General features: G+C 68.5%; 20 protein-coding genes. 12 read left to right on the top strand and 8 right to left on the bottom strand.

Annotated features, from left to right (window positions below; all coding sequences use genetic code 11):
- The first annotated feature begins 32 nt into the window (after positions 1–32).
- From FHS97_RS09610 to FHS97_RS09585, 6 genes are all read left to right on the top strand, one after another.
- Complete coding sequence (locus FHS97_RS09610; protein WP_184036399.1) at positions 33–932, top strand: heme o synthase; 900 nt, start codon at positions 33–35, stop codon at positions 930–932.
- Positions 929–1,066: a hypothetical protein gene (locus FHS97_RS09605; RefSeq protein WP_184036396.1), complete on the top strand. Its 138-nt coding sequence runs from the start codon at positions 929–931 to the stop codon at positions 1,064–1,066. Before FHS97_RS09610 ends, FHS97_RS09605 begins: the two co-directional genes overlap by 4 nt.
- Positions 1,063–1,623 carry a cytochrome c oxidase assembly protein gene (locus tag FHS97_RS09600; protein WP_260396680.1) on the top strand — a complete coding sequence of 187 codons (561 nt, stop codon included), beginning with the start codon at positions 1,063–1,065 and terminating at the stop codon, positions 1,621–1,623. Before FHS97_RS09605 ends, FHS97_RS09600 begins: the two co-directional genes overlap by 4 nt.
- Before the next feature lie 35 nt (positions 1,624–1,658).
- Complete coding sequence (locus tag FHS97_RS09595) at positions 1,659–2,570, top strand: cytochrome c oxidase subunit 3 (RefSeq protein WP_184036393.1); 912 nt, start codon at positions 1,659–1,661, stop codon at positions 2,568–2,570.
- 89 nt (positions 2,571–2,659) lie between these two features.
- Positions 2,660–2,953, top strand: coding sequence for a DUF983 domain-containing protein (locus tag FHS97_RS09590; RefSeq protein WP_343053416.1), 294 nt, complete (start codon positions 2,660–2,662; stop codon positions 2,951–2,953).
- Positions 2,950–3,597 (top strand): SURF1 family cytochrome oxidase biogenesis protein, encoded by a 648-nt coding sequence (locus tag FHS97_RS09585; RefSeq protein WP_184036385.1) that lies wholly within the window; start codon positions 2,950–2,952, stop codon positions 3,595–3,597. The genes FHS97_RS09590 and FHS97_RS09585 overlap by 4 nt, the downstream gene beginning before the upstream one ends.
- 68 nt (positions 3,598–3,665) lie before the next feature.
- Here FHS97_RS09585 and FHS97_RS09580 read toward each other — a convergent pair whose 3' ends face one another.
- Both FHS97_RS09580 and FHS97_RS09575 read right to left on the bottom strand, forming a co-directional pair.
- Complete coding sequence (locus FHS97_RS09580) at positions 3,666–4,409, bottom strand: molybdopterin-dependent oxidoreductase (protein ID WP_184036382.1); 744 nt, start codon at positions 4,407–4,409, stop codon at positions 3,666–3,668.
- A complete protein-coding gene (locus FHS97_RS09575; RefSeq protein WP_184036379.1) occupies positions 4,406–5,098 on the bottom strand; it encodes a cytochrome b/b6 domain-containing protein in 693 nt (230 codons plus the stop codon). Before FHS97_RS09575 ends, FHS97_RS09580 begins: the two co-directional genes overlap by 4 nt.
- A gap of 26 nt (positions 5,099–5,124) precedes the next feature.
- On the opposite strand from FHS97_RS09575, the gene FHS97_RS09570 reads away from it, so the two are divergent.
- On the top strand, positions 5,125–5,730 hold the full coding sequence (locus tag FHS97_RS09570; protein WP_184036376.1) for a flavin reductase family protein: 606 nt from the start codon (positions 5,125–5,127) through the stop codon (positions 5,728–5,730).
- Positions 5,731–5,734: 4 nt separating this feature from the next.
- Here FHS97_RS09570 and FHS97_RS09565 read toward each other — a convergent pair whose 3' ends face one another.
- The 3 genes from FHS97_RS09565 to FHS97_RS09555 all read right to left on the bottom strand — a co-directional run bounded on the left by FHS97_RS09565 (position 5,735) and on the right by FHS97_RS09555 (position 8,203).
- A complete protein-coding gene (locus FHS97_RS09565) occupies positions 5,735–6,493 on the bottom strand; it encodes a sulfite exporter TauE/SafE family protein (protein ID WP_184036373.1) in 759 nt (252 codons plus the stop codon).
- Positions 6,486–7,670, bottom strand: a complete 1,185-nt coding sequence (gene rlmN / locus FHS97_RS09560; protein ID WP_425506305.1) for a dual-specificity RNA methyltransferase RlmN — start codon at positions 7,668–7,670, stop codon at positions 6,486–6,488. The genes FHS97_RS09565 and rlmN overlap by 8 nt, the downstream gene beginning before the upstream one ends.
- 62 nt (positions 7,671–7,732) lie before the next feature.
- The gene (locus tag FHS97_RS09555) at positions 7,733–8,203 is read right to left on the bottom strand and encodes a hypothetical protein (RefSeq protein ID WP_184036527.1); all 471 of its coding nucleotides are present in this window, start codon (positions 8,201–8,203) and stop codon (positions 7,733–7,735) included.
- Between the two features lie 152 nt (positions 8,204–8,355).
- Here FHS97_RS09555 and FHS97_RS09550 point away from each other — a divergent pair, with 152 nt between their 5' ends.
- The 3 genes from FHS97_RS09550 (at position 8,356) to dnaN (ending at position 11,301) form a co-directional block, all read left to right on the top strand.
- Positions 8,356–8,940, top strand: a complete 585-nt coding sequence (locus FHS97_RS09550) for an outer membrane protein (protein WP_184036366.1) — start codon at positions 8,356–8,358, stop codon at positions 8,938–8,940.
- Between the two features lie 199 nt (positions 8,941–9,139).
- Positions 9,140–9,754: an outer membrane protein gene (locus tag FHS97_RS09545; RefSeq protein ID WP_184036364.1), complete on the top strand. Its 615-nt coding sequence runs from the start codon at positions 9,140–9,142 to the stop codon at positions 9,752–9,754.
- 443 nt (positions 9,755–10,197) lie between these two features.
- The gene (gene dnaN / locus FHS97_RS09540) at positions 10,198–11,301 is read left to right on the top strand and encodes a DNA polymerase III subunit beta (protein WP_184036362.1); all 1,104 of its coding nucleotides are present in this window, start codon (positions 10,198–10,200) and stop codon (positions 11,299–11,301) included.
- Between the two features lie 132 nt (positions 11,302–11,433).
- Here the strand turns inward: dnaN and FHS97_RS09535 are convergent, their stop codons facing one another.
- Positions 11,434–12,207 (bottom strand): SDR family oxidoreductase, encoded by a 774-nt coding sequence (locus FHS97_RS09535; RefSeq protein WP_184036360.1) that lies wholly within the window; start codon positions 12,205–12,207, stop codon positions 11,434–11,436.
- 58 nt (positions 12,208–12,265) lie between these two features.
- Between FHS97_RS09535 and FHS97_RS09530 the strand changes: the two genes are divergently transcribed.
- Together FHS97_RS09530 and FHS97_RS09525 are read left to right on the top strand one after the other, a co-directional pair.
- Positions 12,266–13,033, top strand: a complete 768-nt coding sequence (locus tag FHS97_RS09530; protein WP_184036358.1) for an ATP-binding cassette domain-containing protein — start codon at positions 12,266–12,268, stop codon at positions 13,031–13,033.
- The gene (locus FHS97_RS09525; RefSeq protein ID WP_184036342.1) at positions 13,030–14,544 is read left to right on the top strand and encodes an ABC transporter permease/substrate-binding protein; all 1,515 of its coding nucleotides are present in this window, start codon (positions 13,030–13,032) and stop codon (positions 14,542–14,544) included. Before FHS97_RS09530 ends, FHS97_RS09525 begins: the two co-directional genes overlap by 4 nt.
- A gap of 81 nt (positions 14,545–14,625) precedes the next feature.
- On the opposite strand, the gene FHS97_RS09520 is transcribed toward FHS97_RS09525, so the two are convergent.
- Together FHS97_RS09520 and FHS97_RS09515 are read right to left on the bottom strand one after the other, a co-directional pair.
- On the bottom strand, positions 14,626–17,298 hold the full coding sequence (locus tag FHS97_RS09520; protein WP_343053415.1) for a TonB-dependent receptor: 2,673 nt from the start codon (positions 17,296–17,298) through the stop codon (positions 14,626–14,628).
- 407 nt (positions 17,299–17,705) lie between these two features.
- Entirely contained in the window at positions 17,706–19,967 is a 2,262-nt protein-coding gene (locus tag FHS97_RS09515) for an FdhF/YdeP family oxidoreductase (RefSeq protein ID WP_184036334.1), read from the bottom strand.
- Between the last annotated feature and the right edge of the window lie 2 nt (positions 19,968–19,969).

The raw sequence follows: 19,969 nt of genomic DNA, 5'->3' as shown, positions 1-19,969 counted from the left end.
CCCGCCGGTCGGGAGTAGACGGGCGCGTGCCGATGACCCCCGCCGCCCCCCTGCTGCCGCCCGCCGACTGGCGTGATTTCCTGGCGTTGACCAAGCCGCGGGTGATGACGCTCGTCGTGTTCACGGGGCTGTGCGGGATGCTGGCCGCGCCGGTCGCGATCGATCCGGTGCTCGGCTTCACCGCGATCCTGTGCATCGCGCTCGGCGCGGGTGCGGCAGGGGCGCTCAACCAATGGTATGAGGCCGATCTCGACGCGGCGATGAAGCGCACCGCGCAGCGTCCGTTGCCCGCGGGGCGGATGGACCGCCAGTCGGCGCTGCATTTCGGCGTCGGACTCGGCGCCTTCTCGGTGATCCTGATGGGGCTGGCGGTCAATCTCGCCGCCGCGGCGATCCTGACCGTCTCGATCCTGTTCTACGTCCTGATCTACACCGTATGGCTCAAGCGCCGCACCCCGCAGAATATCGTGATCGGCGGCGCGGCGGGCGCGTTTCCGCCGCTGATCGGCTGGGCCGCCGCGACCGGGCAGATCGCGCTGCTGCCGTTCCTGCTGTTCGCGCTGGTCTTCCTGTGGACGCCGCCGCATTTCTGGGCGCTCGCGCTGTTCGTGAAGACCGATTACGCCAATGCCGGCGTGCCGATGCTGCCGGTGGTGGCCGGCGAGGCGGCGACGCGGCGGCAGATCGGGCTGTACACGATCCCGATGGCGGCTGTGGCGATCGCGCCCTGGCCGCTCGGGCTGACCGGCAGCGTCTATGGCGTGGTGGCCGTGGCGATGACCGCGGCGTTCGCGGTGCTGGCGGCGCTGGTCACGGTCGGCGCGAAGCGCGCCGCGACGCCGATGTTCTACGAGAAGCGCCTGTTCGCTTACTCGATCCTGTATCTTTTCGTGATGTTCGGCGCTTTGGTCGTCGACCGGTGGGTGGCATGACCGAAGACGAGCAAAATCTGATCCGCCGCCGGCAGAAGGCGCGCGCGATCGTCGTCGCTTTGTTGCTCGGCGCGTTCGTGGTGCTGGTGTTCTTCATCACCATCGCGCGCATCAAGCAGGGCATGGCGCATTGAGCACGCCTGATCGGACGGGGCCGCGCCCGCGGACGCTGCGCACCGCGTTGCTCGCCGTGGCGGGGATCTGCTTCATGACCGGGCTCGCCTTCGCCAGCGTGCCGCTCTACCGGATGTTCTGTCAGGCGACCGGGTTGAACGGCACCACCGGGCGCGGCGTCGCGGCGCCGGGCGGGGTGCACCGGAAGATCGAGATCGCGTTCGACGCCAATACCAGCCCCAAGCTGCCGTGGCGGTTCGTGCCGGAGCAGGAGCAGGAAACGGTCGAGATCGGCGCGCGCGACATGGCGTTCTTCACTGCCACCAACCGCGGCGCGCAGGCGGTGACGGGCACCGCCACCTATAACGTCACCCCCGCGATCGCCGGCAAATATTTCACGAAGATCCAGTGCTTCTGCTTCACGCAGCAGACGCTGAAGCCCGGCGAGACGCAGCGGATGCCGGTGATCTTCTACGTCGACCCCAAGATCCTGAGCGATCCGGACACGCGCGACGTGCAGACGATCACGCTCAGCTACACCTTTTACCCGGTGGATTCCGCGAAAACGAACAGCTAAGACCACCGCAATAAGCGAATTGGGGAGAGCCGCGCATGGCGGGTGCCAAGAACCACGAATATCACATCCTGCCCCCCAGCCCGTGGCCGCTGCTCAGCAGCTTCGCGGCGTTGATCATGGCGGCCGGCGGCATCATGTACATGCATCAGGGCACCGGCGGCGGCTGGGTGTTCCTGATCGGCTTCGCATCGGTGCTGTTCTGTATGTACGGCTGGTGGCATCAGGTGATCCGTGAGGCGCATGCCGGCGATCATACGCCGGTGGTGCAGCTCCATTTCCGCTACGGGATGATCCTGTTCATCGCCTCCGAGGTGATGTTCTTCGTCGGCTGGTTCTGGGCGTTCTTCGATTTCTCGCTGTTCCCGACCGCGATGCAGGTCGTCGACGGGCAGGTCGAGCGCGCCGCCGAGGGCGCCGCGGCGATCGCCGCGCAATGGCCCCCCAAGGGGCTGGAGGTCATCAACGCCTTCGAACTGCCGCTGCTCAACACGCTGATCCTGCTGCTCTCGGGCACCACCGTCACCTGGGCGCACCACGCGCTGATCCACAACCAGCGCGGCGGCGAGAAGCGCGGTTTCTGGGGGGCGCTGGGCGTCGGCGATCGCGACGGCGTGCTCAAGGGACTGTGGCTGACCGTGGTGCTGGGTCTGCTGTTCAGCAGCATCCAGGCCTATGAGTACATGCACGCGCCGTTCCCGTTCAAGGGGATCAACTATGGCGCGGCGTTCTTCATGGCGACCGGCTTCCACGGCTTCCACGTGATCGTCGGCACGATCTTCCTGATCGTCTGCCTGATTCGTGCCTATAAGGGCGACTTCACGCCGAAGCAGCATTTCGGCTTCGAGGCGGCGGCCTGGTACTGGCATTTCGTCGACGTGGTGTGGCTGTTCCTGTTCGTCACCGTCTATGTATGGGGCGGCTGGGGCGCACCGGTCCACGGCGGATGAGCGACGCCGGTCGGTCGACGGTCGGGGCGCCGCCCCGGCCGATCGATTGTGGAATCAAGGGGTTATGTCCCCGATGTGGCGCCCGCAGCTTGTTTGCGGGCGTCCTTCGTTTCGCCGACCGCTGTTCGGCATGCGGGCTGTCGATCGCGGGCTTCAACGTCGGCGACGGCCCGGCGGCGTTGCTGGTGCTGGCATGGGGCGCGATCGTCGTCGCGCTGGCGATCGTCGTCGAACTCTCCTTCTCTCCGCCGTGGTGGCTCCACGTGTTGTTGTGGGTGCCGCTGAGCACCGTTGCGATCGTCTGGTCGCTGCGCGTCGCCAAGGGGTGGCTGCTCGCCGCCGAATACCGCCATGCGGCGGGTGAGGGGCGGCTGGTACAGTGAAGCGCATTCCGCTGCTCCCGACGATCGTCGTCGGCATCGCGATCGCGGCGATGATCGCGCTCGGGCTGTGGCAGCTGCTCGATCGACGGCCGCAAAAGGAAGCGTTTCTTGCGCAGCTTGCCGCCAACCCGACGCGGCCGGCGGTCGCCTTTCCGCGGGTCTCGGACGAGACCTTGCTGTTCCGGCGCAGCAGCGCCTTCTGCCTCGAGCCGGTGTCGATCACCCGCGCCGGGGCGGGGGCGGCGGGGTATCGCGTCATCGCCTTGTGCCGGACGGGCGCGGAAGGGCCGGGGCTGCGCGTCCAGATCGGCACGACCCGCGATCCGGTCGGAAAGGTCGCGTGGGGTGGCGGCAAGGTCAGCGGCTGGATCGCGCACGCGCCCGATCCGCGGCCGTTGATCGCAGAGGTGACGCAGCCGCACGCGCCGCGCGAGCTGATGCTGGTCGCCGCGACGCCGGCCGCCGGGCTGGCACCGAACAATCCCCCGTCGATCGAGTCGATCCCGAACAACCATCTCGCCTATGCGGTGCAGTGGTTCCTGTTCGCGAGCGTGGCGGCGATCATTTATGTCGTCGCGCTGCGGCGGCGATCGCGCAAGGCCGAGAAGGCGGCGGATCCGCTGCCGCCCCCGCCCCAAGCCTGATCCCACGCCGCGCCGGTCGGCCGGCGCGGAAAGAGGCGGAAAGCCTGATCATGTCCGGGCGAGCCCGGTCAGATCCCCGCCCACCAGTCGTAATCGACATTGTCTTCCCAATAGCCGCCGCGCCCTTTGCCGATCCCGGCGAGGCTGGCGACCGCGGTGACCTGCATCAGATATTTGGCGTGCTTGTAGCCGAGCTGGCGCTCGACCCGCAGCCGCAGCGGCGCGCCGTGGCCGACGTCGAGGAAGCGGTCGTTCATCGCCCAGGCGAGGATCGTCTGCGGGTGGAAGGCGTCGATCAGATCGATCGATTCGTAATAAGGCGCGCCGCCGTACAGGTCGGCGCAGCGGAACACGATGTAGCGTGCCGCGTCGCGCAGCCCCGCCGCCTTGAGCACGTCGCCGAGCGGCGGTCCCTGCCATTTGCCGATCGCGCTCCACCCCTCGACGCAATCGTGACGGGTGATCTGCGCGCGCTGCGGGAAGCGGCCGAGGTCGGCGAGCGACAGCGACAGCGGCCGCGCGACGAGTCCGTCGACGGTCAGCCGCCAGTCGGCGAAGCGCCCGGCGCGCAGCGCGGCATAGGCTGGCGTGCTCGGATCGCGCGTGCCGTTGGTGCGGAAGCGCGGCGACATCTGCTCGGGCGTGAACTCGGGGGCGAGCGCGTCGCGATTCGACAGCGCGCGTTGCAGCGCGCGGTGCATGTCCTCGCCCTTGAAGACGATCGAGCGCACCGTCGGCTGCTGGATGACGCGGTCGCAGCCGGCGAGCATCAGCCCCGCGCCGCCGCCGAGCAGGGTCCGCCGCCGGATCATTCGGGCACCCGCCACCAGCCGGTCAGCATCGAGCGCAGCTCGTTGCGCCAGCCGGCGAGGATCACCAGCGCGAGATGGACGATCGTGAACAGAGCGATCACCGCCATCGCGACGAAGTGCAGCGACCGCGCCGATTGCCGACCGCCGAACAGGTCGAGCAGCCACGGCCAGGCCGCATCCATGCCGGGCGACAGCGCCAGCCCGGTAAAGATCACAAGCGGGAGCGCGAAAAAGATCACGGCGACATAGCTGAGCTTCTGCAGCGCATTGTACTCGCCGGGCGCCTCGGGATCGTGGAAGCGCAGCGCGAGATGCGCGCGGACGTCGGCGCGCAGATGCGCCGTGCCGACATCGCGCCGCCGCACGCGCAGGTCGCGCTGAAAATGGCGATTGAGCAGGCTGACGATCATATAGGCGAGCAGCGAGAAGCCGAGCACCAGCGCGAAGAACAGATGCCAGCGCCGCGAGATCGCGAGATTGTAGCTCGCCGGTATCGTCAGCCACGCAGGAAAGCGCGGGAGCTGCGCCCAGGCGTGGTCGAAATTGGCGCCGTACCGCCCCCAATAAAGCCGCGGATGCGCGTTCGAGATGCCGAGCCCGGACCCGATCAGGATGAAGATCGCCACCGCGTTGAGCCAGTGCCACACGCGGGTGGCGAGCCGGTGACGGTGGATCATGGTTGCAGCCATCCGCGCTTCCTAGCAGAAGCCGCGGCATGACCGAATGGCATTTCTACGAGCCGGCGCAGGGACATGGTCTTGCGCACGATCCCCTCAACGCGATCGTCGGCCCACGCCCGATCGGCTGGATCGCGACCGTTTCGGCGGATGGCCGGCGCAACCTCGCACCCTACAGCTTCTTCAATCTCTTCTCCTACCGCCCGCCGATCATCGGCTTCTGCTCGAACGGCGCGAAGGACTCGCTGGCGAACGCGCGCGAGACGGGCGAGTTCGTCTGGAATCTGGCGACCCGCGATCTCGCCGCGGCGATGAACGAGACCTCGGCAATGACCGACGAGGACGAGTTCACGCGCGCCGGGCTGGCGGCGCTGCCCTCGGAGCGGGTCGCGCCGCCGCGCGTCGCGCTGAGCCCGGTGCAGTTCGAGTGCAAGGTGACGCAGATCGTCCAGCTGCAGGACCGCCACGGCGCCGGCGTGCCGGGCTGGCTGGTGCTCGGCGAGGCGGTCGCGATCCATATCGACACCGCCATGCTGGAGGACGGCGTCTACCAGACCGCCCGCGCGCGCCCGATCCTGCGCGGTGGTGGCCCGGCCGATTATTTCGAGCTGGGCGAAACGTTCGCGATGACCCGGCCCGGCTGAGCCGTCACCCGTAGGCGTGCGCGAAGAACACCGCCGTCGTCGCGCCGGTGACGAGGATCGTCCACCACCGCACCACGAGCGCGGGCAGCCGCTTGCCGACGATCGCGCCCAGCCAGCCGCCGACCACGCCGCCCGCCAGCATCGGCAGGCACGCGTCCCAGCGGATCATCCCGCACGCGACGAACACGATCGCGGCGGCGAAATTGGCGACGGTCAGCATCAATGTGCGCGGCGCGAACATCGCGCGCGGCGTCGTGCCCGCCAGCAGGCCGTAGGTGGCGGTGGTCATGATCCCGACCCCGCCGCCGAAATAGCCGCCATAGGTGCCGAGCACCGCCTGCACCGCCATCAGCGTGCGCGGCTTGATCGTCACCCGCGTCGCCAGCCAGTCCGCGGCGCGCGCGCCGAACACGATCGCGACGAACGCGACCAGCAGCAGCCACGGGACGATCAGGTCGAATGCCGCGCCGGGCGTGACCACCAGCAGGACACTGCCGAGCAGCCCGCCGACGAAGGTGATCGCCGCCAGCACGCGCACTGGGACGCCGCCGACCGGCTGCAATTCGTGGCGGAAGCTCCACGCGCTGGTCGCGCCCCCCGGCATCAGCCCGAGGTTGGAGGTGGCATTGGCGATATTGGCCGGCGTACCGAGCCCGAGCAGCGCCGGCATCGTCGCGAAGGTGCCGCCGCCCGCCAGCGCGTTCATCATCCCGCCGAGGACGCCCGCCCCACCGGCGAGCGCCAGCCCGGTCGCATCAACCAAGCGCGGCCTGCTTCTCCGCTGCCAGCCGATCGAGTTCGGCGCGGCTCTTCTTCTCCGCCGCGGTCTTCAACTGCCCGCACGCCGCGTCGATGTCGCGCCCGCGCGGGGTGCGGACCGGGGCGGAGATGCCGCCCTCGAACACGATCTCGCTGAAGCGCCGCACCCGCTCGGGCGTCGAGGTCTCGTAATCCGCGCCCGGCCACGGGTTGAACGGAATCAGATTGACCTTGGCGGGCAACTTGTACTGCTTGAGCAGCCGGACCAGCTCATGCGCCTCGGCATCCGAGTCGTTCTTGTCCTTCAGCATCACATATTCGAACGTGATGCGGCGGGCGTTGTTCGCACCGGGATAGTCGGCGCACGCCTGCAGCAACTCCTCGATGCCGTATTTGCGGTTGAGCGGGACGATCTCGTCGCGGACGTCCTTGGTCACCGCGTGGAGCGACACCGCGAGATTGACGCCGATCTCCTCGCCGGCGCGCGCCATCATCGGCACCACGCCGCTGGTCGACAGCGTGATGCGGCGCTTGCTGAGCGCGAGCCCGTCGCCGTCCATCACCAGCTTGAGCGCGTCGCGCACCGCGTCGAAATTGTAGAGCGGCTCGCCCATGCCCATCATCACGATGTTGGTGAGCATCCGCCCTTCGGGCTGGCTCGGCCACTCACCAAGCGCGTCGCGCGCCAGCATCACCTGCCCGACGATCTCGCCCGCGGTCAGGTTGCGGACCAGCCGCATCGTGCCCGTATGGCAGAAGCGGCAGTTGAGCGTGCAGCCGACCTGGCTCGACACGCACAACGTCCCGCGATCCGCGTCCGGGATGAACACCGCCTCGTAATCCTGCCCGTCCTCAGAGCGGAGCAGCCATTTGCGCGTGCCGTCGGTCGACACCTGCGCCTCGACCACCTGCGGGCGCCCGATCACGAAGCGCTCGGACAGCCACGGGTGCTGCGCCTTGGCGATGTCGGTCATCACCGCAAAGTCGGTCGCGCCGCGATTGTAGATCCAGTGCCAGATCTGCTTGGCGCGCAACTTGGCCTGGCGCGGCTCCAGCCCGGACTCTTCGAGCACGCGGCGCAAGTCGTCGCGCGGCAGCCCGATCAGGTCGATGCGGCCGTCGGTGCGCGGCGCGCTGGCACGCGGCACGGTCACGGGGTCGATGTGCCCGGGGATGGGCATGGGGGCGGCCGAGGCTGTGAGCATCGCGCGCACATAGGCCAAGTCGGCGCATTTTTCCAGCGTTACCGCCGGGCGCATCCCAGCTGCGCGGCGTCGATCGCGGTCGCGGCGCCGGCCAGCGGATAGGTGTCGCCGAGCGGACGGCCCGCCGCGTCCAGCGTGGTGAGCGTCATCCCGGTCGCGCCGCGCATCGCGCCGACGATCGCGCGATCGGTCTCCGGGTCGGCGGCGCGCGCCGACTCGCGATCGCCCGCCAGCGCGAACCGCCGGTCGCCGATCACCAGCGTCAGCGGTGCGCCGTCGCCACGCGGGCGGGTCAGGCGAAAGCGGATCGACGGCGCGCGCGTTGCGCCCTGCCGCGCCGCGACCAGTGCATAGCCGCCGCGCCGGTCGGTCGTGCCGTCACGGCGGAGCGGTTGCGCCACCGCGACGCAGCGCGGCCCGGCCGTGTCGCGCAACGCCGCCCAGCGTTGCCAGACGCCCAACGGCTCACGTTCACCGATCAGCATTAACAAGGCGATGGAAAAGATCATCACTTGGTGCTCGTGGAAGGTTCTCCGCCGTTAACTGCAATCTATTTCGGAAGCAAACGCCGAACTCCCGCGATGTTCTCTAAAAATAGCCGAGGCGTTCCAAGGAGGCGCCTTCCGCCTGAACTTCAAGGGCGGTCGAAAGGGAGTGATTGATGACCAAGTTTTCTTTTTTCGTTCCGGCCGTTGCGCTCGGTCTTGCCGCGGCGACCCCGGCGGTTGCGCAGGATAACGGCTTCCAGGGCGCGCGCGCCGAGGCGCTGATCGGCTTCGACCATGTCAGCATCAAGGACTTCGGCATGAGCGGTCTCGGGCTGGGCGGTCTGGTCGGCTATGACTGGCAGGACGGCAACATCGTCTACGGTTTCGAGGGCGAGGTGGACGGCAACACCACCAGGAAGACGTCGGTCGACCAGGACGAGCGTCGCGCGATCAAGGCCAACCTCGATCTCTCGGCCGGTGCCCGCGTCGGCTACGTGCTTTCGCCGAAGGCGCTGGTCTACGGCAAGGCCGGCTACACCGTCGCCCGGTTCCGTAGCGACTGGCGGGATGAGGAAAGCAAGGGCTATGCGCGCCTCGTCACCACCGGGTTCCGCGTCGGCGCAGGCGTGGAATACAAGCTGTCCGACGCCGCGTTCGTGAAGGGTGAAGTGCGTCTGTCGCATTACGGCAAGGACGGCGATCTGGAGCAGGGTCTCTGGCGCGAGCAGGCGCTGGCGGGCGTCGGCATCCGCTTCTGATCGGTCCGATGCGGGGAGGGGGTCGGGGCCGGTGCTCCGGCCCCTTTTTCCGGTCGCGGTCTCACGTCGATGCCCGCGCCCGGCTGTGGCGTAAATACCACGATCGCCGCTGTTTAGGTGAGGTTCATGCAACAATGGCGCGAGCGCGTATTTGTCCCTCCACGCCCTGCGTTTCGGGGCGAGTGAGATGGAGTGAGACATGCGTAAGCTTGCAATGGCGATCCCGGCGACGGTGATGGCGATCGCGGTAGCGGCCCCGGCGACCGCGCAGGACGGCCCGTTCGCGGGCGGCCGCGTCGAGGTGCTGGCCGGCTACGACAACGTGCAGGACGGCGGCGACGGCGATTCGGAGGGGCAGCAGGGCTTCGGCTATGGCGGCCGGGTCGGCTATGACTTCCAGCGCGGCAACATCGTCTACGGCATCGACGGTGAATATACCGACGCGACCACCAAGACGCGCAGCTACAATGCGCTGACCGCGGGGGATCGCTTCTCGGTCGAGGCGGGCCGCGATCTGTATGTCGGCGGACGGCTGGGCTATGTGATCTCGCCGCAGGCGATGATCTACGGCAAGGGCGGTTACACCAATGCGCGCGTCGAGAATCGCTATCAGGCGACCACCAGCTCGGAGAATGAGCTGATCGACAAGACCAACCTCGGTGGTTTCCGGCTTGGCGCCGGGCTCGAATACAAGCTGACGCCGACCTCGTTCGTCACCGCCGAATATCGCTACTCGCATTACGGCGACATCGATGGTTACGACATCGACCTCGACCGGCACCAGTTGATGGCGGGGCTGGGCATCCGCTTCTGATTTCTCCACCATCGTGGAACAGGAAAGGGCTGGGGCGCTTGCTCCGGCCCTTTCATTTTGGCGAAAGCCCTAACTCTCTCAGAACAAGGATCGTGATCGCCAGTGGAGGACCGCCGGCGAGGAGCGCAGCGCAATCGGGTAGCAGAGCTACCCGTAAGCAAGCGCCGATGACCGGCGGTCCTCCCCTGGCGACCGCCGCGCGGCGGCTTTTAGCACCATGAACGGCTTGTATTGTCCCCCGGACAATACAAGCCATGTCCGGAGAACATGGCGACCTGTTCATCGTCGCGCGTCGGTCACGATGCTTTGGCATCGCTTCCTCCTTGCCCCTGGCCTGGTGCCAAAATCCGCTTCGTCACAACCTTGTTCTGAGAGAGTTTGGACCTTAGGGAGACTTGGCCAATTGCCCCTGGTGAGTGACCTGCGGGCCGGGGGAAGTGACGATGAAGGCGACGATTGAACGCGCGACGCTGCTGAAGGGGCTGAGCCACGTCCAGTCGGTGGTGGAGCGGCGCAACACCATCCCGATCCTGTCGAACGTGCTGCTGGAGGCGACCGCCGAGGGACAGCTGCGGCTGATGGCGACCGACCTCGATCTGCAGATCAACGAAAGCGTCGCCGCCGCGGTCGACCAGCCGGGCGCGACCACCGTCTCCGCGCACACCTTGTTCGACATCGCGCGCAAGCTGCCCGAGGGCGCGCAGGTCTCGCTGACCGCCGCCGAGGGGCGGATGACGATCGTGGCGGGGCGCGCGCGCTTCTCGCTGGGCACGCTGCCGCGCGACGATTTCCCGGTGATCGCCGAGGGTGAGCTGCCGACGCAGTTCGAGCTGCCCGCCGAGACGCTCAAGCAGATCATCGACAAGACCCGCTTCGCGATCTCGACCGAAGAGACGCGTTACTATCTCAACGGCATCTTCCTGCATGTCGCGGAGGGGGTGCTGAAGGCCGCCGCGACCGACGGCCACCGCCTTGCGCGCGTGACGGTCGACCAGCCCGAGGGCGCGGCAGGGATGCCCGACGTGATCGTGCCGCGGAAGTGCATTGCCGAGCTGCGCAAGCTGCTCGACGAGGTCGACGGGTCGGTCGGCGTGTCGCTGTCGGGGACCAAGATCCGCTTCGACCTGGGGCAGGCGATCCTGACCTCGAAGCTGATCGACGGCACCTTCCCCGATTACAGCCGCGTGATCCCGACCGGCAACGACAAGATCCTCAAGCTCGATCCGAAGAGCTTCATGGAGGGCGTCGACCGCGTCTCGACGATCGCCACCGAGAAGACGCGTGCGGTCAAGATGGCGCTGGACCGCGACAAGATCACGCTGTCGGTCACCAGCCCCGAGAACGGCACCGCCGCCGAGGAAGTGCCGGGCGAATATGCCGCATCGCCGTTCGAGATCGGCTTCAACAGCCGGTATCTGATGGACATTCTCGGGCAGATCGGCACCGATCTGGTCGAGGTCCACCTCGCCGACGCCGCGGCGCCGACGCTGATCCGCGAGAACGACAAGAGCCCGGCGCTCTACGTGCTGATGCCGATGCGGGTGTGATTCCTTTATCGGGGGAGCATGAACTCCCCCGTCATTCCCGCGCAGGCGGGAATCCAGACGCGCAGGTTTTCGCGAGGCCCACTGACGGCAGAGGTTCTGGACTCCCGCCTGCGCGGGAATGACGGCACTGGCCTACCGCCCCCGCATCATCGCGCGCAGCCGGCCGGGCATCCAGCGTGCCGCGAACGCCATCCGCTCGGCGGTCTTGCCGACCACCGTGTGCACGCGATCACCGTGCACCGCGGCCCACGCCTTTTCGGCGACCGTCTCGACCGGCGTGAACTCCAGCTTGCGACGCACGACCAGATCGCGCGCGGTGTATTTGGTGCCGGGGATCGGCGCCGACAGCAGGTTGGTGTCGATGAAGCTCGGCATCAGCGAGCGGACCCGGATGCCCTCCGCCGCCCATTCGCCGTCGAGCGCTTCGGTCAGCCCGCGCACCGCGAACTTGGTCGCCGAATAGATCGCGAGCCCCGCCGAGCCGTAGATCGCCGACGCCGAAGCGGTGTTGAGCAGGCACGCGCCCGGCGTCGCCTTCAGATATGGATAGGCCATGCGCGCGCCATAGGTCAGCCCGCGGAAGTTGATGTCGATCACGCGGTCGATCGCGTCGAGCCCGATCTCGGCGAACGGCCCGCCCGCCGCGATCCCGGCATTGTTGAACAGCAGGTCGAGCCGTCCGTCGCTGACGTGCGCGAAATCGGCGAGCACTTCCTCCCATTCCGAGGGGTCGCGCACGTCCATGACATGCGTGCTGGTGCGATCCGCGGGGAGCAGCGCGGCGGTGTCGCGCAGCCCCTGCGCGTCGATATCCGCCAGCCCGACCCGCCAGCCGCGCGCGCTGAACACTTGCGCCACCGCGCGCCCGATGCCCGAGCCGCCGCCCGTGACCAGCATCGCCTTCATCCCGCTCTCCCGCGTTAATGCTTGTTACCCACGCACGCTTCCCGCATCACCGGCGGCGATGCCAGCACTTTCGTCCGGACCGGCGGTCGCCTTCGAGCAGGTCGGCAAGCATTACGGCGATGCCGCGGCGATCGATGGCGTGTCGCTGACGATCGCGGCGGGGACGTTCGTCGCGCTGGTCGGCGCCTCCGGGTCGGGCAAGTCGACGTTGCTCAAGACCGTCAACCGGCTGGTGGTGCCCGATCGCGGCCGGGTGCTGCTCGACGCGCGCGACGTCGCCGACGGGCCCGCGCCCGCGCTGCGTCGGCGGATCGGCTATGTGTTCCAGGACGTCGGCCTGTTCCCGCATCTGAGCGTCGCGGAGAATATCGCGCTGCCGCTGCGGCTGGCGGGCACGCCCGATGCCGCGCACGCGATGGCGATGCTCGACCTTGTCGAACTGCCGCGCGCTGTCGCGACGCGGATGCCGGCGGAGCTGTCGGGCGGGCAGCGCCAGCGCGTCGGCGTGGCGCGCGCGCTGGTGACGCGGCCGGGACTGTTGCTGATGGACGAGCCGTTCGGCGCGCTCGATCCGGTGACGCGCGAGTCGCTCGCGGGGGCGGTAAAGCGGCTCCACGACGAACTGGCGCTGACCACGATCATGGTGACGCACGACATGGCCGAGGCGCTGCTGCTCGCCACGCGCGTGATCGTCATGGCGGCCGGGCGGGTGGTCGCCGACGAACCGCCGGCCGCCTTGCTGGCCGGGGCGGGCGGGACGGCGGCGCAGGCGCTGGTGGCGGTGCCGCGCGCGCAGGCGACGCGGCTGGCGGCGCTGTCGACATGAGCGACGCCTTCGCCCGTGTGCCGGCGCTCGCCGCGCAGCATCTGTTGCTCGCGATGGCCGCGCTCGCGCTGGCGCTGGTGATCGGCGTGCCGGTCGCGATCCGCGCCGCGCGCGCACCGCGGCTGGCGGGGGCGGTGCTGGGGTTCGCCAGCCTGGTGCAGACGATTCCTAGCCTTGCGCTGCTGGCGCTTTTCTATCCGGCGTTGCTGTGGATCGGGCATGGCGTGCCGGCGCTGGGCTTCCTGCCGGCCTTGCTCGCGCTGACGCTCTATGCGCTGCTGCCGATCGCGCGCAACATCGTCACCGGCTTGCGCGGGCTCGATCCGGCGGTGCTGGAGGCGGCGGACGGGATCGGGATGACGCGCGCGCAGAAGCTGCGGCTGGTCGAGCTGCCGTTGGTGCTGCCGATCGCGATGGCGGGGGTGCGCACCGCGGCGGTGTGGACGATCGGCGCGGCGACGCTGTCGACCACGGTCGGGCAGCCGAGTCTCGGCGACCTGATCTTCGCGGGGCTTCAGACGCAGGCTTGGACGCTGGTGATCGCGGGCTGCGTCGGCGCGGCGGGGCTGGCGTTGGGGGTCGACCTGTTGCTCGGCGTCGCGGAGCGGGCGGCGGGGGAGCGGCGCTGGAAACGCGCGGGGGCCGCGTTGCTGCTGCTGGTCGCAGCGACGGCGGCGGCGAGCACGCCGTTGTGGCGCGGCGGCGGCGAGCGGCGGGTCGTGGTGGGGGCAAAAAACTTTTCCGAACAATATATCCTGGCGCGGCTGATCGGTGATCGGCTGACGCGCGCCGGCTACGCGGTCACGTACCGCGATGGGCTAGGCTCGGCAGTGGCGTTCGGCGCGGTCGCGGGCGGCGAGGTCGACGTCTATGTCGACTATGCGGGAACGATATGGACCGCCGAAATGCACCGCGCCGATACGCCGCCGCACGCCGAGCAGCTAAGCGCGATCGCGGATTGGGTGCAAAAGTCGCGCGGCGTCACTTTGCTCGGCGCGCTTGGATTTGAGAATGCCTATGCCTTCGCGATGCGCGGTGATGATGCGCAGCGGCGTGGCATTGGAACGCTCGACGATCTGGTTCGCGTCGCGCCGCAATTGCGCTTCGGGGCCGATCTCGAATTCCTCGACCGGCCGGAATGGGCGGCGATCCGGCGCGCCAATCCGCTGCGCTTCGCCAGTGCGACGCCTTACGCCCCGACCTTCATGTACCGCGCGCTGGAGAGCGGGCGTGCCGATGTCATCAGCGCCTTCTCCTCGGACGGGCGGATCGCCGCCGACCGGCTGACGGTGCTTGCCGATCCGCGGCATGCGATCCCGGGCTATGACGCGATCGTGCTGGTCGCGCCAGCGCACCGGAAGGATGCGCGGTTCCTCGACGCGCTGCGGCCGTTGATCGGGCGCATCCCGGTCGCGGCGATGCGCGAGGCCAATTACCGCGTCGACCGGGATCGCGACAAGCAGAGCCCCGAGGCGGCGGCGCGGTGGCTGGCGGCGCGGATCGGGTTGTGAGCGACACAGCGGCGTCGGCCTCGGGTCGGCCAACCGTGACACGTGACAGACATGGGCCCCTGCCTGCGCAGGGGCGACGGGTTAGAAGAACAGCTTGCGGAACGAGACGCGGATCGTGCGGCCGACCGGGTCGAGATAATCGGGCTGGAAGCCGATCGGGACGGTGCCGTTCTGGTCGCGGACGTCGCGGCGGGTGTTGAAGAGATTGTCGAACTGGACGCTGACTCGCGCGCCGCGCATCCACGGGTGCGCGCGCACCCAGTCGATGTTGCCGCCGAGATCCGCGAACAGCCGCAGGTTGGCGGTGGCCAGCCCGCCGAATTCGAGCGTCTCGGGCGTGGCGGCGGTGCCGCCGTTGACGCGCGTGCCGCTCTGGTAATTGACCGACAGCCGCGCGCCGAGGCCGTTGTTGGTATAGCCGGCCTGCCCCTCCAGCTCGTGCCGCGCCTGCCCGCCCGCCGCGCCGATCGCATCGCCGTTGAGCAGGTCGAGCACGCGCCCGCCGTCGGCGATCGTCACGCGCTCGGTAAGGTGCCAGGTGTGGTAGAGCGCGAACTGGACGCGCCCGCCGGCCTGACCGCCACCACCACGACCGCGGAAGCCGCCGCCGCCGCCGGGCGGGCCGCCCGGGCCGCCGCCGCCCGCGTCGGGGCGGCCACCGTTCATCGCGCTGCCGTCCGGCCGGGTGCGATCCTGAGGCGGGCGATCGGGGCGCCGCTCGCCACCGGGCGGACGCAGCCCCTCGAACGGGTTCGGTCCGGTGCCGGCGCGGAATGCCTCAATCTTTTTCTGCAGCTCGGACTTGATGCGGAACGACAGGTTGACGCCGTAGCGGAGCTGCGACGTCTCGCTGCGCGCGAAATTGATCGGGCGCGAGTCGATCCGCAGCAGATTGCCGCCGGCGTCGCGGGTGAAGCGGTCGGGGAAGGCAGCCTCGATCGCGGCGGTCGCGCTCGGGAAGGCGGCGATCGGATCGTCGGTGGTCTGGCGCGTGTAATCGGCGCGGAAGTTGATCTGCTGATTGCTCCACGGCTTGATGTCGAGCCCGGCCTTCAGCGCGTGGCGATTGTCGGCGATCAGGTTCGGGTTGCCGCCGGTGACGGTGGTGACGGTCGCGGTGGTGCCGCGCACGTAATCGAACACGCGCACGCCGGGTGTGGTGACGGTCGGGTTGCCGAGCTGTTGCGCCGAGGGTGCCTCATCCTGATCGGTGACCGAGACGAGCAGCCGGATACCGTCGACCGGCGTCCAGTTGGCGCCATAGCCGAGTGTCCACAATGTCCCGAAGTCGGAAAGCTGGTCGACCGCGAGATTGCCGTTGATCGACAGCCGCCCGAGCGCGCTGAGCACGCCCTGCGCCTTGTTGGCGATCGGCAAATCGAGGTTGATCTGCGCATTGGCGAGATCGCGCCCGATGTCGGCGCTGCTGGCGACGCCGCGCCGGAACGAGTCGCTGGTGAAGTCGCTGGTCGAGGCGCCGACGCGGATGCTGGTGTTGGCGTAACCGGCCGGTAGCAGGAACAACGGCCCGGCGACCAAGGCGTCGAGCCCGGCGCTGGTCGCGATCGAGCGGCCGCGATCGGCGGGCAGCGCGCCAAGCGACAGCGGCGCATAGGGACTGGCGAGCGGATCGAAGGCGTCGATGCCTGCCTGCAACGCACTGGCGTCGAGCCCGGTGGTCGTCACCGTATTGCTCTCGTCGCGGTCGACGTTGCCGGTCAGCGACCAGCGCCACTGCCCGCGATCGCCGTTGAGCGTGCCGCCGAGGTGGAGATCGGTGGTCTCGGCGCGCTGCGTCAGCGCGGGGACGTCGTCGAAGGCGCGGGTCACGCGCACCGGCACCGCGAACGGTGAGTACGGACTGCCGACCGGCAGGTCGAGATCGACCTCGGCCAGCCCACGCAGCGCGCGCGTGACATTGTGGTCGACGGTCGCGTTCAGCGAGGCCGAGACGTTGCCGAAGATCGTCGTCGCATAGGTGCCATTGGCGCTGAACGTCTGCTGCTGCGGCAGGAGCGTGCGGTATGCGCCCTGATCGGTGACGTTGCGGGTGGTCGTGAAGTCGCCGAGCAGCGGTGCCTGCGTGGCGGCGAGCGCCGGGATGCCGAGCGTGGTGGCGTTGCCGAACAATGGGTCGATCGCGCCGCGGTTGAGCGACGCGACGTTGCCGCCGACCGCCGCGGCATTGGGCGCCTGGATGATGTCGCGCTCGGATTCGGTCAGCGCGCCGGGGCGGCTGTATTCGAGATGCAGGTTGACGCGCTTGTCGTTGCGGATCCGCAGCAGGTCGAGTTCGCCGCCAGGGGTGTTGCGGCCGCCCTCGGTCGCGAACCGGTCCTCGACCTCGGCGGTGACCGCCTTGAAGCGGCGGCGCAGCACGAAGTTCACGACGCGCTGGTCGGCGCGATAGCCGTATTTGAGCGCGACTTCCTCGGGCAGGATGTCGACGCGCTGGATCGCCTCGGTCGGCAGGTCGCGGATTTCCTGAAAGCCCGAGATGCGCCGCCCGTTGAGCAGCACCACCGGCGCGCCGCCCGCGCCGCGCCCGGAGCGGGTCTGCGGCGACAGTTCGTTGAGCAATTCGGTGACCGAGCTGACGCCGTAGCTGCGGATGTCGGCGGGGGACAATTGCTCCTCGGGCGTGACGTCGCCGATCACCGCGCCGCGTTGCGCGCGCGAGCCGGTGACGACGATGTCCTCGCTGCCTTCCTCGTCGTTTTCTGGTTCGGCGGGGGGCGTCGTCGGAGCCTGCACGCCGGCCTGCGCGGGTGGCGGCGGCGCTGCGGCTTGCTGCGCGTAGGCGGGTAGGGCCGCGGTGGAAGCCAACAGAAGGAACGAGAGACGCATGTGTTACCCCAGCCGCGCGTGACGTTCGGCGGCAGTCGTGGCGCTATCGCCGGTTTGTCGCATAATTATGCCGGTTGGGTACTCCCTCTCCCCGCCGGGGGCATGGAGGGTCGGGTCGTCCATGCTCCAGCATGGAATGAACAATGCGGGGCATTGTTCACCCGACACTGGTGAGGGGTCGGGGTATCACCGAGACTGACGCTCTCTGCGAGGCACCTACCCCTCACCCAACCAGTTCCGGGTCTACATCGCCTCGCGATATCGAGAATGTGCCGGGGGCACATCCGACCCGTAACTCCCCGGAGGGGAGAGGGCTATATGACGATCTTTACCGGCACCGACTTCGCCGCCGGGACATGGCTTTCCTCCGCGTGGTGCGACAGCGGGATCAGCGGGTTGCATTCCGGGTAATAGGCCGCGATGCAGCCGTCGGGGACGTCATATTCGACGACGATCAGGTCTCCGACCCGGCGATCATGGTTGTCCTCCGCATCGGTGGCGAGCGTCACCTTCTGACCGGCGGTGAGCCCGGCGCGCGCGATGTCGGCGCGGTTCATCAGCACCACCTGACGCGTGCCGTTGATGCCACGGAAGCGGTCCGAATAGCCGTAGATCGTGGTGTTGAACTGGTCGTTGGAGCGCAGCGTCAGCAGGCGGAAGCGGCCCTCCGCCTCGGTGAAGCCGGTCGCGTTGAGCGTATCGGGCACGAGGAACTCGGCCTTGCCGCTCTCGGTGTCCCATTCGCGCCCGGACGCCTTGTTGCCCTTCCAGAAGCCGCCCTTCTCCTGCAACCGCTCGTTGAAGCGCGCGAAGAAGTGCGGGAACACCGCGGCGATCTCGTCGCGGATCAGGCTGTAGTCGCCGACCCATGCGTCCCAGTCGATCGCCGGGTTGGGCGGCAGGAACGATTGCGCAATCCCGGCGACGATCGCGGGCTCGGACAGCAGATGCGGGCTGGCCGGCTCGACCTTGCCGAGCGATGGGTGGATGACGCTGGTCGAATCCTCGACCGTCACGCGTTGCGGTCCGGTCGCCTGCAGGTCGCGCTCGATCCGGCCGAGGCACGGCAGCAGCCAGGTGTCGCCGGCGGCGGGGATCAGGTGGCTGCGGTTGAGCTTGGTCGCGATCTGCACCGACAGGTCCATCCGCGCCCAGCCGTCCTCGACCAGTTCGGTTTCCGGCACCGCGCGCGCGAAATTGCCGCCGAGCGACAAGAACGCCTTGACCGTGCCGTCGATGATCCCGCGACACGCCTCGACCGTATCCAGCCCCTTTTCGTTCGGCGGCGAGAAGCCGTAGCGCTCCTTGAGCTTCTCGACGGGCGCGAGTTCGGTCTTCTCGGTGATGCCGACGGTGCGCTGCCCCTGGACGTTGCTGTGGCCGCGCACCGGGCACAGGCCGGCGCCCGGCTTGCCGATGTTGCCGCGCATCAGCATCAAATTGACGAGCATCCGGACGTTGTCGACGCCCTTCACATGCTGGGTCAGCCCCATGCCGTAGATCGCCATCGCGGTCTTCGCGCGGCCGTAGGCGGCGGCGGCGCGTTCGATCGCGGCGCGGGTCAGGCCCGACTCGCGCTCGATCTCGTCCCAGCCGGTCGCCTGCACCTTGGCGGCGAAGGGCGCGAAATCGTGGGTGTGTTCGGCGATGAAGTCATGGTCGATCGCGTCGTTGGCGAGCAGCCATTTGGCGATGCCCATCATCACCGCAATGTCGCCGCCGGCCTTCACCTGATGATATTGGGTGGCGATCGGGGTCTCCTTGCCCGTCGCCATCTCGATCGGGTTCTGCGGATCGGTGAAGCGCTCGAGCCCGCGTTCCTTGAGCGGGTTGAAGACGATGATGTCCGCGCCGCGCTTGTGGACGTCGCGCAGCTGGTGGAGCATCCGCGGGCTGTTGGTCGCGACGTTCTGCCCGAAGTGCAGGATGCAGTCGGTGGTGTCGAAATCCTCGAGCTTGGTGGTGCCGACCGGCACGCCGATCGAGGTCTTGAGCCCGACCGAGGTCGATTCGTGGCACATGTTCGAACTGTCGGGCAGGTTCTGATTGCCGTAGAGCCGCGCCATCAGCTGCCACATGAACGACGTTTCGAGGCTGGCGCGACCGGAGGCATAGAAGACCACCGACTTGGGCGGCAGCGCCTTGAGCCGCGCGCCGATCGCCTTGAACGCTTCCTCCCAGGGCGCGACGACATATTTGTCGCTGGTCGCGTCGTACTTCATCGGATGCGTCAGGCGTCCGGCCTCCTCGAGCCGATAGTCGCTCCAGCCGCGCAGCTCGGTCAGCGTGTGTTGGCGGAAGAAGTCGGGGGTGACGCGCTGGCTGGTGATCTCCCACGCGGTCGCCTTCGCGCCATTCTCGCAGAATTCGGCCGGGTGCGGCGGATAGGGCTTCGACCAGGCGCAGCTGACGCAGGCGAAGCCGTCGTGCTTGTTCTGGCGGAGCAGCTCGGCGGTGGTCTGCGCGACGTTCTTCTCGCGCGGGATGATGTCGGCCAGCGAGCGGACCGACCCCCAGCCGCCCGAGGGGCCATCATAAGGGGTGAAATCTGGGCGATCGTCGTGCTGCTCGGTCATGC

The organism is Sphingomonas endophytica (genome assembly GCF_014199415.1).
Taxonomy (GTDB): domain Bacteria; phylum Pseudomonadota; class Alphaproteobacteria; order Sphingomonadales; family Sphingomonadaceae; genus Sphingomonas; species Sphingomonas endophytica.
Note: the sequence above shows the minus strand (reverse complement) of the source record. Positions and strands in the feature narration are given on the sequence as shown.

Coding starts and splice junctions, on each gene's coding strand:
- FHS97_RS09605 (WP_184036396.1), top strand. CDS start 929: ATGACCGAAGACGAGCAAAATCTGATCCGCCGCCGGCAGAAGGCGCGC.
- rlmN (WP_425506305.1), bottom strand. CDS start 7,670: ATGCCCATCCCCGGGCACATCGACCCCGTGACCGTGCCGCGTGCCAGC.
- FHS97_RS09515 (WP_184036334.1), bottom strand. CDS start 19,967: ATGACCGAGCAGCACGACGATCGCCCAGATTTCACCCCTTATGATGGC.
- FHS97_RS09595 (WP_184036393.1), top strand. CDS start 1,659: ATGGCGGGTGCCAAGAACCACGAATATCACATCCTGCCCCCCAGCCCG.
- FHS97_RS09580 (WP_184036382.1), bottom strand. CDS start 4,409: ATGATCCGGCGGCGGACCCTGCTCGGCGGCGGCGCGGGGCTGATGCTC.
- FHS97_RS09535 (WP_184036360.1), bottom strand. CDS start 12,207: ATGAAGGCGATGCTGGTCACGGGCGGCGGCTCGGGCATCGGGCGCGCG.
- FHS97_RS09530 (WP_184036358.1), top strand. CDS start 12,266: ATGCCAGCACTTTCGTCCGGACCGGCGGTCGCCTTCGAGCAGGTCGGC.
- FHS97_RS09525 (WP_184036342.1), top strand. CDS start 13,030: ATGAGCGACGCCTTCGCCCGTGTGCCGGCGCTCGCCGCGCAGCATCTG.
- FHS97_RS09555 (WP_184036527.1), bottom strand. CDS start 8,203: ATGATCTTTTCCATCGCCTTGTTAATGCTGATCGGTGAACGTGAGCCG.
- dnaN (WP_184036362.1), top strand. CDS start 10,198: ATGAAGGCGACGATTGAACGCGCGACGCTGCTGAAGGGGCTGAGCCAC.
- FHS97_RS09550 (WP_184036366.1), top strand. CDS start 8,356: ATGACCAAGTTTTCTTTTTTCGTTCCGGCCGTTGCGCTCGGTCTTGCC.
- FHS97_RS09575 (WP_184036379.1), bottom strand. CDS start 5,098: ATGGCTGCAACCATGATCCACCGTCACCGGCTCGCCACCCGCGTGTGG.
- FHS97_RS09570 (WP_184036376.1), top strand. CDS start 5,125: ATGACCGAATGGCATTTCTACGAGCCGGCGCAGGGACATGGTCTTGCG.
- FHS97_RS09545 (WP_184036364.1), top strand. CDS start 9,140: ATGCGTAAGCTTGCAATGGCGATCCCGGCGACGGTGATGGCGATCGCG.
- FHS97_RS09610 (WP_184036399.1), top strand. CDS start 33: ATGACCCCCGCCGCCCCCCTGCTGCCGCCCGCCGACTGGCGTGATTTC.